The organism is Stenotrophomonas panacihumi (assembly GCF_001431645.1).
Lineage (GTDB): Bacteria > Pseudomonadota > Gammaproteobacteria > Xanthomonadales > Xanthomonadaceae > Stenotrophomonas_A > Stenotrophomonas_A panacihumi.
The window spans coordinates 1-12,370 of record NZ_LLXU01000110.1; the positions used below are offsets into that span (position 1 = coordinate 1).

At 71.0% G+C, this 12,370-nt stretch carries 12 protein-coding genes; 7 read left to right on the forward strand and 5 right to left on the reverse strand.

Annotation, left to right across the window (positions count from 1 at the left end):
• Both ARC20_RS18545 and ARC20_RS14300 read left to right on the forward strand, forming a co-directional pair.
• Nucleotides 1–418 (forward strand): hypothetical protein (locus tag ARC20_RS18545; RefSeq protein ID WP_057648292.1); only part of this gene is annotated, 418 nt, incomplete at its 5' end.
• Entirely contained in the window at nucleotides 415–1,191 is a 777-nt protein-coding gene (locus ARC20_RS14300) for an NYN domain-containing protein (RefSeq protein ID WP_057648294.1), read from the forward strand. The genes ARC20_RS18545 and ARC20_RS14300, both read left to right, overlap by 4 nt.
• A gap of 1 nt (nucleotide 1,192) precedes the next feature.
• Here the strand turns inward: ARC20_RS14300 and ARC20_RS14305 are convergent, their stop codons facing one another.
• Nucleotides 1,193–3,394, reverse strand: coding sequence for a primosomal protein N' (locus ARC20_RS14305; protein WP_057648306.1), 2,202 nt, complete (start codon nucleotides 3,392–3,394; stop codon nucleotides 1,193–1,195).
• Between the two features lie 426 nt (nucleotides 3,395–3,820).
• Here ARC20_RS14305 and ARC20_RS14310 point away from each other — a divergent pair, with 426 nt between their 5' ends.
• Together ARC20_RS14310 and ARC20_RS14315 are read left to right on the forward strand one after the other, a co-directional pair.
• Nucleotides 3,821–4,831: an RNA polymerase sigma factor sigma-70 region 4 domain-containing protein gene (locus tag ARC20_RS14310; RefSeq protein ID WP_057648296.1), complete on the forward strand. Its 1,011-nt coding sequence runs from the start codon at nucleotides 3,821–3,823 to the stop codon at nucleotides 4,829–4,831.
• Nucleotides 4,824–5,390, forward strand: a complete 567-nt coding sequence (locus ARC20_RS14315) for a DUF3106 domain-containing protein (RefSeq protein ID WP_081418210.1) — start codon at nucleotides 4,824–4,826, stop codon at nucleotides 5,388–5,390. Before ARC20_RS14310 ends, ARC20_RS14315 begins: the two co-directional genes overlap by 8 nt.
• A 7-nt stretch (nucleotides 5,391–5,397) precedes the next feature.
• Here ARC20_RS14315 and ARC20_RS14320 read toward each other — a convergent pair whose 3' ends face one another.
• On the reverse strand, nucleotides 5,398–6,531 hold the full coding sequence (locus tag ARC20_RS14320; RefSeq protein ID WP_057648298.1) for a DUF3667 domain-containing protein: 1,134 nt from the start codon (nucleotides 6,529–6,531) through the stop codon (nucleotides 5,398–5,400).
• Between the two features lie 116 nt (nucleotides 6,532–6,647).
• On the opposite strand from ARC20_RS14320, the gene ARC20_RS14325 reads away from it, so the two are divergent.
• Nucleotides 6,648–8,009, forward strand: a complete 1,362-nt coding sequence (locus tag ARC20_RS14325) for an MATE family efflux transporter (RefSeq protein WP_057648299.1) — start codon at nucleotides 6,648–6,650, stop codon at nucleotides 8,007–8,009.
• Between the two features lie 81 nt (nucleotides 8,010–8,090).
• Nucleotides 8,091–9,992 carry a signal peptide peptidase SppA gene (gene sppA, locus ARC20_RS14330; protein WP_057648301.1) on the forward strand — a complete coding sequence of 634 codons (1,902 nt, stop codon included), beginning with the start codon at nucleotides 8,091–8,093 and terminating at the stop codon, nucleotides 9,990–9,992.
• A gap of 70 nt (nucleotides 9,993–10,062) precedes the next feature.
• On the opposite strand, the gene ARC20_RS14335 is transcribed toward sppA, so the two are convergent.
• Nucleotides 10,063–10,281, reverse strand: a complete 219-nt coding sequence (locus tag ARC20_RS14335; RefSeq protein WP_057648310.1) for a hypothetical protein — start codon at nucleotides 10,279–10,281, stop codon at nucleotides 10,063–10,065.
• An 83-nt stretch (nucleotides 10,282–10,364) separates the two neighbouring features.
• Between ARC20_RS14335 and ARC20_RS14340 the strand changes: the two genes are divergently transcribed.
• Nucleotides 10,365–11,141: an SDR family oxidoreductase gene (locus ARC20_RS14340; protein ID WP_057648302.1), complete on the forward strand. Its 777-nt coding sequence runs from the start codon at nucleotides 10,365–10,367 to the stop codon at nucleotides 11,139–11,141.
• Here ARC20_RS14340 and ARC20_RS18845 read toward each other — a convergent pair.
• Both ARC20_RS18845 and ARC20_RS18550 read right to left on the reverse strand, forming a co-directional pair.
• Nucleotides 11,129–11,773 carry a DUF4124 domain-containing protein gene (locus tag ARC20_RS18845; protein WP_057648304.1) on the reverse strand — a complete coding sequence of 215 codons (645 nt, stop codon included), beginning with the start codon at nucleotides 11,771–11,773 and terminating at the stop codon, nucleotides 11,129–11,131. The genes ARC20_RS14340 and ARC20_RS18845 overlap by 13 nt on opposite strands.
• Nucleotides 11,770–12,370 (reverse strand): hypothetical protein (locus tag ARC20_RS18550; RefSeq protein ID WP_081418211.1); only part of this gene is annotated, 601 nt, incomplete at its 5' end. The genes ARC20_RS18845 and ARC20_RS18550, both read right to left, overlap by 4 nt.

The following is a 12,370-nucleotide window of genomic DNA, read 5'->3' on the forward strand; positions in this document are numbered from 1 at the left end:
CGCCGCGGTGCTGCTGTTCTTCGCGCTGGTCGGGGGATTGATTGCCTGGGGCGTCGGCACCGGCTGGAAGCTGTTCGCCACGCAGGCGCAGGACGCCTTGCAGGCGCAGCCCGCGGTGCAGGAACACATCGGCACGATCCGCGAAATGAACGTGGATTTGATCGCCACCGGCAGCGCGCCGGGGGCCGAGGAGTTCGTCTTCCGCCTGCAAGGCGACCGCGGCAACGGCAAGGTGCAGGCGAACTTCGTGTCGCTCGGCGCCGAGCAGGAAATCATCACCGAAGGCGTGCTGACGCTGGCCAACGGCGCGCGCTTCGAGTTGGATGACCAGTCGGCGGTTGAAGAAGACGCCTGCACGCCGGAAGACTGCAGCGAGGATCCCGACGCCGCCGCCGAGGACAGCCTGGAGGACGCATGATCGAGTCACCGGAAAAACGCATCGCGCTGCTGATCGACGCCGACAACGCGCCGGCTTCGAAAATCGAGCTGATCCTGCCGGAAATCGCCCGCTTCGGCGTGGCCAACGTGCGCCGCGCCTATGGCAACTGGAAGAGCCCGCACCTGAAAGGCTGGGAAGCGGTGCTGCACACCCATGCCATCCGCCCGATGCAGCAGTTCGCCTACAGCAGCGGCAAGAACGCCTCGGACATGGCGATGGTCGTCGATGCGATGGACTTGCTGTATGCGCGCAACCTCGACGGTTTCGCCATCGTCTCCAGCGACGCCGACTTCACCCCGCTGGTGATGCGCCTGCTCACCGATGGCATGAAGGTCTACGGCTTCGGCGAGAAGAAAACCCCCGAGCCGTTCGTCAACGCGTGCTCGAAGTTCACCTACGTCGAAGCGCTGGGCGCGCCGCGCGCGGCGGATGATGTCTCCTCGGCCACCGCGCCGAAGGACGGCAAGGCGCTGCGCGGCGATACGCGCCTGGTGCAGCTGCTGCGTGGCGCGGTCGATTCGGCCGCCGACGACGACGGCTGGGCGCACCTGGGCGCGGTGGGCAAGCAGGTGGCCAACCAGGCCTCGTTCGATTCGCGCAACTACGGCTACCGCAAGCTCAGCGACCTGATCCGCGCCACCGACCTGTTCGAGGTGCGGCAGGTGGAGCAGGTGATCTACGTGCGCGACAAACCCAGGAACAAGCCCGCGCCGGCGGCGGCGCCGAAAGCGAAGCCAAAAGCCGGCGGCTAGATCAGTACAGGTCCATCGGGTCGACATCCAGCGACCAGCGCACGCGCCGCGCCAGCGGCAACGCGTGGATCGCCGGCACCATCGCATCGAGCAGGTGGTGCAGCGGCGCGCGCTGCGCGGCGGAGAGCAGCAGCTGGCTGCGCTGGAAGCCCGCGCGGCGCGGCATCGGCGCGGGCATCGGGCCGAAGCGGTCCACCGTGTCATGCGCGGGTTCGAGCCGGCGCACTTCATCGAGGAACTGCTGCGCCACCTGCGGGTCTTTCGCCTCGGCGCGCCACAGCGCCAGGTGCGCGAACGGCGGGAAGCCGGCGGCCTCGCGCTGTTGCAGCTCCGCATGCGCGAAGGCGTGGTAGCCGCCGTTGACCAAGGTCTGCAGCAACGCGTTGTCCGGATGATGCGTCTGCAGCCACACCTCGCCGGCGCGGTGCGCGCGGCCGGCACGGCCGGCGACCTGGATCAGCTGCTGCGCCAGCTTCTCGCTGGCGCGGAAGTCGGCCGAGAACAGGCCCTCGTCGATCCCCACCACGATCACCAGGCTCAGCTGCGGCAGGTCGTGGCCCTTGGCGAGGATCTGCGTGCCGACCAGGATGCCCGGCGCTTCGCCCAGGCGGGCCAGCTGCGTTTCCAGCGCATCGCGGCGCTGGGTCGTGCCGCGGTCGATGCGCAGCACGGGGTAGTCGGGGAAGGCTTCGACCAGTCGCGCTTCCAGCCGTTCGGTGCCCACGCCCTGCGGCTGCAGCGCGAGGCTGCCGCAGTCCGGGCAGGCGAGGGGCACCGGCTGGCGCGCGCCGCAGTGGTGGCATTGCAGGCGTCGCCCGGCGCCGTGCACGGTCATCGGCGTGCGGTGCTCGGGCGTGCTGCAGCGCTTGCAGGCCGCCGTCCAGCCGCAGTCGTGGCACAGCAGCGCGGGGGCGTAGCCGCGCCGGTTCTTGAACACCAGCACCTGGCCGCCCGCCGCCAGCGCCTGGCCAATGCCGGTGAGCACTTCCGGCGAGAGGCCGTCCTGTATCAGCCGCTTGCGCACGTCGAGGATGCGCACGCCGGGCGGCTTCGCTTCGCCGGCGCGGTGCGGCAGGCGCAGCAGCGTGTAGCGGCCGGCCTGCGCGTTGTGCAGCGATTCCAGCGAGGGCGTCGCGCTGCCCAGCACCACCGGCACGCCGAGCGCTTTGGCGCGCACCAGCGCGAAATCGCGTGCGTGATAGCGGATGCCGTCCTGCTGCTTGTAGCTGCCGTCGTGTTCTTCGTCCACCACGATCAGGCCGGCCTGCGGCAGCGGCGTGAACACGGCCGAGCGCGTGCCGACGATCAACCGCGCCTCGCCGCGCTGCGCAGCCGCCCAGACGCGCGCGCGCTCGTTGTCGGACAACCCGGAGTGCAGGGCGTGCACCGGCACCCGCAACCGCGCGCGGAAACGCGCCAGCGTCTGCGGGGTGAGGCCGATCTCCGGCACCAGCACCAGCGCCTGCCTGCCCTGCGCCAGGCAGTGGGCAATCGCCTGCAGGTAGACCTCGGTCTTGCCGCTGCCGGTGACGCCGTCGAGCAGGAACGAGGCGAAGCCGTCGGCGGCGCGGATCGCCTCCACGGCCGCCTGCTGCGAAGCGTTGAGCATGGGGCCGGGGGCAACTTCGGGCGGCGCGGGCGTCACCGCCAGCGGCACGCGTTCGGCGTGCGCGCGTTTGGCCAGGGCGCGGGCGGCGGTGCGCCATTCGTCCATCGTTTCGTCGAGCCGGTCCTCGTCCACCGGGCCGCTGGACAGCAGGGCGGCCAGCCGGGCCGGACGGGTGCCGGCGCGCAGGCGCGGCGCGGCGGTGTGGCCGGCCTCGGTGAGGACCCAGCCCCAGGCATGGGTGTCGGGCAGCGGCTCGCCGCGTCGCAGCGGGCCGGGCAACGCGGTCGCGATGACCTCGCCGAGCGGGGCATGGGTGTAGCGGGCCAGCCACTGCAGCGACTGCGCCAGCTCGCCCTGCAGCAGCGGGGTCTCGTCGCACCAGTCGGTGGCCTCGCGCAGGGCGGGCAAGGTGGCGGCATCGACTTCGCCCAGGGCGGCGACCACCCCCACCAGTTCGCGGTTGCCGAACGGCACCCGCAGCCGACGGCCGACGTCCGCTGGGCCCGGTGGCGCCGCCCCGGGCGGGAGGTAGTCGAACAGCTGCGGCAACGGAACCGGCAGCGCGACGCGCAGGGTGGGGACGGGGGGCGACATGTCCATTCAGTCTATCCCGATGCCCTCCAGAAGGCGTCGGTACTTGCCGCCTGTTCCTGTGGTCGGCGTCGATAAACCAGACGTAAATAAGCGCTGTGATTGGGGATTTGCCCTTATCCACACAGCCTGTGGATAAAGCTGTGAGTTTCCCCCGTGCTCCACGCCGTGAAGGTCGATTCACAGGGGTTCCGGATACCTTGGACAAAAAATCGCCACATTGTTTTTTCTTTTCAAAATCATGCACTTGATCGTGAAACACGCTTGAAACATGGCTTTTCCGCGTCACCGGCCGGCGTACATGACAGCGCTTTTAGTGCTGTGCACAACCACCCAGGCAGCCGGCGCCGGCCGAGCGCAAGCGGGTCTGGCTGTCAAGCGCGCCTAAGCGATGCCCGCTCGCTATCATGCGGCGATGACGGAGTACCCATGAGCGCCAGGTCCGCAGCCGATTCCGCGGCCTCCCCCACCGCCCTGTCCGCTTTCCTGAAGGGCGTGGAACGCCGGGCCGATACCCTTGCCAACCTGCAGTGCGGCGACCTCGAACAGGCCGAGCGCGGCCTGGCCGCCACCTTCCGGGCCTTCCAGGCCCGGGCGGGCGAGTGGCCGATGGCCGTCTGGCCGAACCGCTTCTGGGCCCTGCTGGCCGCCACGCCCGCCCTGCGCGAGCCCGGCAGGACCCCGCACTGGCCGGAAGGGCTGGTGGCGCTGGCCCCGCTGGCCGCCGAGGACCGCCTGGCCCTGTTGCTGCGCATCGTGGTGGGCCTGGACGAGGACGCCGCCGCCGACGTGCTGGGCGTGGACGTGGAGGCTTACCGCCGTGCCCTGGCCCGTGCCTGCCCGCGTGACGCCGCTGGCCACCCCGATGCCCAGGCCTGGCGCGAGCTGGCCGAAGCCGCTCAGCGCCAGCTGCGCGAACTGCCGCCGGCCCGGCTGGAACGCCTGGCCGAGCTGCGCGAACCGCGCCCCACCGCCACGCCGCTGCGCGCCGAACGCGATCGCCCCGCCGCACCCCGCACTCCGCGCGAACGTCGCCGCTTCCGCTGGCGCCCGTGGATGGCGGGGGTGGTCGTGGTGGCGCTCGTGCTGGCCGCGCTGGCGTGGTGGCTGGGTAACCGCCACCACGTCGTGCTGCCGCCGGAGCCGGTGAGCCAGGCGCCGGCCGGCGCCCTGCATGTCACCGATGCCGCGCCCGCCGTGGTGGAAGAATTGCCGGCCGAAGACCTGCCCGATCCGCAGGAGTCGCGCACGCCCGGCCCCGGCGCCGATGCCGCCGACGCGGCCATGCTCGCCGACCCGGACCTCGCGCTGGCGCGGCAGGCCGATTTCTACGCCTGGTTCGCCGCGGGCGGGCCAGTACCGGCCGACGAATCCGAGCCGCGTCCCACCGCGCCGGACCTCGCCGCCGCCGGCATGGAGACCGTCACCGATGATGAGTAAGCGCCGCCGCTGCGCGCTCGCCTTGCTGTGCGCCTGGGTAGCCCCTGTCGTGGCGCAGTCGCTGCCCGCGCCGCTGGACGAGACCACCGGCGCCCTGCCGCCGGCTGCCGCCATCGCGCCGCCGGCGTGGTCGTCGCTGGACGAGGCCGCGCGCCAGGACGCCCGGGCCCGCTACGCCGCGTGGCGTGCCCTGGACGATGGCGAGCGCGCGCGCATCCGCCAGTCGCAGGCCAGGCTGGCGGCGCTGCCGCCGGACCAGCAGCAGGCACTGCGCACGCGTTTCGACGCGATGGACCAGATGTACCGCGACGGCTGGCGCCTCGGCCCGCAGCTCGGCCGCCACTACGCCGGCCTGCAGCCGATGTTCGGCTACGTGCCGCAGGCGCAGCGCGGCCAGGTGCTGGATCTGCTGCACGCGCTGGACGATGCGCAGCTCGGCCAGCTGTCGGTGATCTCCCAGCGCACCGCGCCGCAGGACCGCGCCCGCGTGCGCGACGACCTGCTGGCCCAGCCGGCGGCCGCACGCGCGCGCTGGCTGAGCACCCACCTGGCGCGCTGAGGCGCGCTCAGATCCGCGCGATGCTGGCCACCGCCAGCAGCGTGGCGGCGAAGATCACCACGGTGAAGTAGATGCCGCCGATCGTGCAGTACTTGATGACCGTCACCAGCCAGAACTGGCGATAGACGCGCTGCTGCATCAGCAGCAGGTACACCGGCATCCACATCACCAGCGCGAACTGCAGCAGGCCGATGAGGCCGGCGGCCCAGGCACCCCACGAGGCCACGGCCGTGCCCAGCAGGCTCAGCAGCAGCACCACCAGCAGGTCGAGCAGCAGGAAGGCGTGGCTGTACAGCGCCACGACCAGGTGCTCCAGGTAGCCGCGCTTGCAGAAGAAGTAGAAGACCTTCAGCAGCAGCGCGAACAGCGGCACCAGCACGAACAGCGTGGAAGGCACCGCGGCGAAGAACGCGTTGACCGCGCGCTGCGGGTCTTCCTGCAGGCGCGGCACGTTGTTGTTGATGCGCTTGACCTGCTCGTCGACCCAGCGGTTGGCGAAGCCGGGCATCGGGCTTTCGAACGGCGTGGATTCGCCGAGGTCCTTGTCCGCATCGCTCGACGCGAACTCCGCTTCCGGCGCCACCGTCACCGGCGCGCCGATCGCCTTGAGCCGGCGCTGCGCCTGCTTGTCGATATTGGCGATGCTGGCGTCGAAGCCGGCGCGCGCGCCGGGGATGTTCGCGGGCATCTGCGCGCGGCCTTCCTTCAGCGCATCGATGAGCTTGCGGCGCAGCAGTTCCACTTCCTCCGGCGTCCTGGCCTGATCGAAGTTGCCGCGCAGCTGCGCGGTGGCCTGCGTGCGGGCGTCGTTGTCCTTCCCGTCGCTGTCGATGTGCACCGCGATCTTCGCCACGAAGAAAGTGAGCAGGCTCAGCACCACGAACAGGCGCAGCGGCGGGATGTAGCGCACGCGCTTGCCTTCCAGGTACGCGTTGGCCAGCCGGCCCGGCACCAGCAGGTCGCGCAGGGTGCGGAAAATTCGCCCGTCCAGGTGCCAGAACGATTCGAAGACTTCCTCCACCGCGTGGGCGAAGCTGCGCACCGGGTTGTGCGCACTTTGCCCGCAGGCGTGGCAGTAGTGGCCCTGGAGCGGGGTCTGGCAGTTCTCACAATCGGCGGGGACTGCGTGCGATGCGCTCATCGTGGGGCGGGCCGTCATGGGCGGGCAAGGGAGGCGCGGGTAAGATAGCGGCCCGCACTACCCGGTGCCAGACGCCTGTCCCCCGGCGCGACCGCAGTAGCTGCCCTGCCTGTCCCATGTCCGTCTCCGCCACGCCGCCGCGCTTCCTTTCCGAGGTGCGCGCCACCTTCCTGCTCGCCCTGCCGCTGGTGCTGGGCCACGTGTCCACCGGCCTGATCGGCTTCGTCGACAACGTCATCGCCGGCCACCACCACACCGACACCCTGGCCGCGGTCACCATCGGCACCGCGCTGCTGTGGCTGCCGATGCTGATCCCGATCGGCACGCTGATCTCGCTGACCGCCTCGGTCTCGCAGCTGCACGGCGCCGGCCGCGATGGCGAGATCGGCCCGCTGTTCCGCCAGGCGCTGTGGCTGGCGCTGGGCCTGGGGCTGGTGATGTTCGCCTTCCTCAGCGCGGTGCCGCCGCTGCTGCCGGGGTTCGGCATCGCCCCGGACATCGTGCCCGGCGCGACCGCCTTCCTGCATGCCGTGCGCTGGGGCGGCCCGGCGCTGACCCTGTTCTTCTGCATGCGCTACCTCAGCGAAGGCATGCACTGGACGCTGCCGACCATGCTGCTCGGCTTCGGTGGCCTGCTGGTGCTGGCGCCGCTGGGCTACGTGCTGACCTACGGCAAGCTGGGCTTTTCCGAACACGGCGCCGAAGGGCTGGGCATCGCCTCGGCCACGATGATGTGGCTGCAGGCCGGCGCGTTCGCGCTGTACCTGTGGCGGGCCAGGCGCTTCGCCCACCTGCAGCTGTTCGCGCACCTGGAAGGCCCGCGCTGGCGCGCCATCGCCGATTTGCTGCGCACGGGCCTGCCGATCGGCATCACCGTGCTCATGGAAGGCGGGCTGTTCATCGTCACCGCGCTGCTGATCGGCCGGCTCGGCGCCACGGAGGCGGCGGCGCACCAGATCGCCATCAACGTCTCCCAGCTGTGCTTCATGATCCCGATGGGCGTGGCCGAGGCCACCACCGTGCGCGTGGGCCATGCGGTGGGCCGCGGCGACGCGCTGGGCCTGCGCCGCGCCGCGTGGGCAGGCTATGCCATCGTGCTGGGCACGCAGACGCTGTCGGCCAGCACGCTGCTGCTGGGGCATGACGCCATCGTCGGCGTCTACACCAACGACGTGGCCGTGGCCGCGCTCTCCTCCACGCTGCTGCTGTTCGCGGCCACCTTCCAGTTCCCGGATGGCATCCAGGTGCTGTCGGCCGGCGCGCTGCGCGGGCTCAAGGACACCCGCGTGCCGATGTTCCTGGCGATGTTCGCCTACTGGGGCCTGGGCATGCCGCTGGGCGCCGGGCTCGGCCTGGGGCTGGGCTGGGGGCCGCAGGGCATGTGGATCGGCCTGATCATCGGCCTGACCGCCGCCGCCGTGCTGATGGGCCTGCGCTTTCGCGCCAGCAGCCGGCGACCGTTGCCGACGTCACCCTGACTTTCTGCGCATGCCCGCCCACGGGCCAGCGGGTATGCTGGCATCCGTGGCAAAAGGTGCTTGCCTACTACGGAGCTTTCCATGAACCAACCTGTGCGTCGCGGACCGATCGCCAGCTTCTTCGTCGGGCTGTGGGACGTGATGAACTTCACCCGCCGGCTGATCCTCAACCTGGTGTTCTTCGGCCTGCTGTTCCTGTTCGTGATGATCTTCGTCGCGGTGTCGGTGCGCGGCAACGGCGTCAAGCCGCTGATGGACCGCACGACGCTGGTGATCGCGCCGGAAGGCAAGCTGGTCGAGCAGTTCAGCGCCGACCCGGTGAGCCGTGCGCTGGCGCGGGCCGTCGGCGACAAGGGCGCCGAGGAGATCCAGCTGCGCGACCTGGTGCGCGCCATCGACGCGGCGCGGCAGGACAAGCACATCGAGCGCGTGCTGCTGGACCTGGACAAGCTGCAGCCGGCCGGCTTCGCCTCCACCCGTGAAGTGGCCGCCGCGCTGGGCGAGCTGCGCGCGTCGGGCAAGCAGGTCGTGGCCTTCGGCGAGAACCTGAGCCAGTGGCAGTACCTGATGGCCGCGCAGGCCAACGAGGTCTACCTGGACCCGATGGGCAGCCTGGTGCTCGAAGGCCTGGGGCGCTATCGCCAGTACTTCCGCACCGGCCTGCAGGACAAGCTGGGCGTGGACGTGCACCTGTTCCGCGTGGGCGAGTACAAGTCCGCCGCCGAGCCGTACATCCTCGACGCTGCCTCGGCCGATGCCAAGGAAGCGGACCTGTTCTGGATGAGCGACGTGTGGCAGCGCTACCTGGGCGACATCGCCACGGCGCGCAAGCTCACCGCCCAGCAGCTGGCCGCCGGCATCGACACCCTGCCCGAGGGCGTGGCCGCCGCGGGCGGCGACCTGGCCAAGTTCGCCCTGCAGCAGAAGCTGGTGGATGGCCTGAAGACCCGCGAGGAAGTGGACCGCCTGCTCACCGAGCGCGGCATGGCCGACAAGGATGCCGACGAAGGCTTCCGCAACGTCGACCTGGACACCTACCTGGCGCAGCTGGACACGCGTCGTTCGCCGGTGGATTCGCGTCCGCAGGTGGCGGTGGTGGTGGCGGCCGGCGAGATCACCAGCGGCGACCAGCCGGCCGGACGCATCGGCGGTGAATCGACCGCCGCGCTGCTGCGCGCCGCGCGCGAGGACGAGGACGTCAAGGCCGTCGTGCTGCGCGTGGATTCGCCCGGTGGCGAGGTGTTCGCTTCCGAGCAGATCCGTCGCGAGGTGGTGGGCCTGCAGGCCGCCGGCAAGCCGGTGGTGGTGTCGATGGGCGACCTGGCCGCTTCCGGCGGTTACTGGATCAGCATGAATGCCGACCGCATCTATGCCGATCCGTCGACCATCAGCGGCTCGATCGGCATCTTCGGCCTGATCCCGAACATCACCCGCACGCTGGACAAGATCGGCGTGCACACCGACGGCGTGGGCACCACCCGCTTTGCCGGTGCGTTCGACATCTCCAAGCCGATGGACCCGGCGGTGGGCCAGCTGATCCAGTCGGTGATCAACAAGGGCTATGCCGACTTCACCGGCAAGGTCGCGCAGGCGCGCAAGCAGCCGGTGGAAGCGATCGACAAGATCGCCCGCGGCCGCGTGTGGAGCGGCGCGCAGGCCAAGGAGCGCGGGCTGGTGGACGAGCTGGGTGGCATGAAGGCGGCCATCGCCGATGCCGCCTCGCGGGCGAAGCTGGGCAAGGACAAGTTCCGCGTGCGCTACATCGAGAAGCAGGCCACGCCGTTCGCGCAGTTCATGAGCGGCTTCGCCGGCAGCCGCGCCGGTGCGTGGGCGCTGGGCGAATCCGGCCTGGGCCGGGTGATGCTGGCGCGCACGCTGCCGGAAGTGGATACGCAGCTGCGTTTCGCCGAGGACGCGGTGCAGCAGGCCAAGGCCGGCGGCCCGCCGGTGAAGGCGCTGGCGTACTGCTTCTGCGGGCTGTAAGCGCGCAGGGTGCATGACGAAAACGCCGGCCTTCGGGCCGGCGTTTTTGTTTGCGCGGGATGGTGGCCGGTTACTGCGTCGCCGCCTCGATATCCGCATCCTGCTTCGCCGCCGACGCATCGACGGTGGCCTGGACGTCCCTGGCCTTGTCCAGCGGTGCGTTCACCGCGTCGCGCAGGGCGGTGGCCTGCGGTTCGGGCCGCTGCTCGGTCGGCGCCGGCGGCGGGCGCTGGCAGGCGCCGAGCACGAGCACGGCCAGGCAGGGAAGGAGCAGCGAGCGTGGCTTCATGGTCATGGCCTCCCGGGAGCGTGGGGGTATCCTAACCCCGTATCCGGCGCGCATCCGCGCACCACATCGCAAGGGAGACACGCGTGTCAGAGCAACGTTGGCGGCTGGACGGGCAGACCGCCCTGGTCACCGGGGCCAGTGCCGGCATCGGCCTGGCGATCACCCGCGAGCTGCTCGGCCTGGGCGCCGACGTGCTGATGGTCGCGCGCGATGCCGACATGCTCGAACAGGTGCGCGACGAGCTGCAGGACGAGTTCCCCGCGCGCGCGCTGCACGGGCTGTCGGCCGACGTCAGCGACGAGGAGGACCGCCGCGCGGTGCTGGACTGGGTGGAGGACCACGTCGATGGCCTGCACCTGCTCATCAACAACGCGGGCGGCAACGTCACCCGCGCCGCGGTGGATTACACCGAGGACGAGTGGCGCGGCATCTTCGAGACCAACCTCTATTCGGCGTTCGAGCTCTCGCGCTATGCGCATCCGCTGCTGACGCGACACGCCACCTCGGCGATCGTCAATGTCGGCAGCGTATCCGGGCTGACCCATGTGCGCAGCGGCGCGCCCTACGGCATGAGCAAGGCGGCGATGCACCAGATGACCCGCAACCTGGCCGCCGAGTGGGCCGAGGACGGCGTGCGCGTCAACGCGGTGGCGCCGTGGTACATCCGCACGCGGCGCACGTCCGGGCCGTTGTCGGACCCGGACTATTATGAGCAGGTGCTGGAGCGCACGCCGATGCGCCGCATCGGCGAGCCGGAGGAGGTGGCCGCGGCGGTGGCGTTCCTGTGCCTGCCGGCGTCGAGCTACATCACCGGCGAATGCATCGCCGTGGACGGCGGCTTCCTGCGCTACGGCTTCTGATCGCCCGCCGGCGGCGGGGCGGCGCCATCGGCGCAGCGGCTGGCGGCGACGAGCTCGCGCACGCGCGCGTATTCCTGCTGCAGCGTGGCCGCGTGTTCGGGCGTGGCGAAGCGCCAGTGCGTTTCGGCTTCCTCCAGGCGTTGCTGCCAGGCGGTGCATAGCTGGTCGTCGGCGACGGGCTCGCAGGCGTCCTTCACCACTTCGCAGGCTTCGCCCGCGCCGGTGCGCGGGTTGCCGTCCAGGCCGGTGACCTGCATCGGCACGCAGTAGCTGGTGTTGGCCAGGTCCTGGGTGAGGTAGCGGGTTTCGTCGCGGCGTTTGCAGGTGTAGAGCCCCGGCGGCGCCGGCTTCTCGACCACCGGCGGGGGCGCGGCCGGCGGGGGCTGCTCGGCTTTCACTTCCTGCGGCGCCTCCGGGATCGGCGGCGGGGCGACCGGCGTAGGCGGCGGTGGCAGGGGCGCGGCCGCGGGTGTCTGCATCGTGCGCTTTTCCTGCCGCGTGCCTTTCGGGCACGGCTGGTTCTGCACGGCGAGGTTGCCCCGTGCGTCGGTGCAACGGTAGATCACGATCTCCTGCGCGGTCGCTGGCCGGGCCAGGGCGAGCCACAGCAGGCAGGGCAGCCATCGCTTCATGTGCCGCCGCAATCCTGTTCCATGCGCGCGTCGATGCCGCGCTGTTCGCGCGTGAGCTGTTCGCGTTCGCTCTGCAGGGCGCTGTTGTAGCGGCGGATGATTTCCCAGCGGCGGTCACTGAGCCGCGAACACACTTCGCGCTGCGGCAGGGCGTGGCATTCGTCGCGGATCTGCACGCTGCCATACGGCACGATCACCGCGCCGCCCGGGCGCGGACCCGGCGGCGGGCGATGGCCACCGTCCGGCGGACCGGGCGGCGGCCCACCGTTGGGCGGACGTGGGCCGGGCGGACGCGGGCGGCCGCCGGCATAGGCGTAGGTCCAGGTCGGCACCCAGCGCGGATTGCCGTCCGGCGAGTCGCTGGTATAGCGCTGGCCTTCCTCGGTGACGCATTCGTACATCGGCTGTGGCGCGGGCGTCTGGATGATGCGGACTTCGCGCGGCGCGAGTACCGAGGGCGCCGCCGCGGCCGGGACATCGTCGGTGCTGGCCTGGCGCGGCGGCGGGTCCTGCGGGCGCTGCATGTCGATCACCTGTTGCTGGCCCTTGGTGCACGGCGCGTCCTGCAGCGCGATGGCGCCGTGCACCAAGGGCCAG

Coding starts and splice junctions, on each gene's coding strand:
- ARC20_RS14300 (WP_057648294.1), top strand. CDS start 415: ATGATCGAGTCACCGGAAAAACGCATCGCGCTGCTGATCGACGCCGAC.
- ARC20_RS14305 (WP_057648306.1), bottom strand. CDS start 3,394: ATGTCGCCCCCCGTCCCCACCCTGCGCGTCGCGCTGCCGGTTCCGTTG.
- ARC20_RS14310 (WP_057648296.1), top strand. CDS start 3,821: ATGAGCGCCAGGTCCGCAGCCGATTCCGCGGCCTCCCCCACCGCCCTG.
- ARC20_RS14315 (WP_081418210.1), top strand. CDS start 4,824: ATGAGTAAGCGCCGCCGCTGCGCGCTCGCCTTGCTGTGCGCCTGGGTA.
- ARC20_RS14320 (WP_057648298.1), bottom strand. CDS start 6,531: ATGAGCGCATCGCACGCAGTCCCCGCCGATTGTGAGAACTGCCAGACC.
- ARC20_RS14325 (WP_057648299.1), top strand. CDS start 6,648: ATGTCCGTCTCCGCCACGCCGCCGCGCTTCCTTTCCGAGGTGCGCGCC.
- sppA (WP_057648301.1), top strand. CDS start 8,091: ATGAACCAACCTGTGCGTCGCGGACCGATCGCCAGCTTCTTCGTCGGG.
- ARC20_RS14335 (WP_057648310.1), bottom strand. CDS start 10,281: ATGAAGCCACGCTCGCTGCTCCTTCCCTGCCTGGCCGTGCTCGTGCTC.
- ARC20_RS18845 (WP_057648304.1), bottom strand. CDS start 11,773: ATGAAGCGATGGCTGCCCTGCCTGCTGTGGCTCGCCCTGGCCCGGCCA.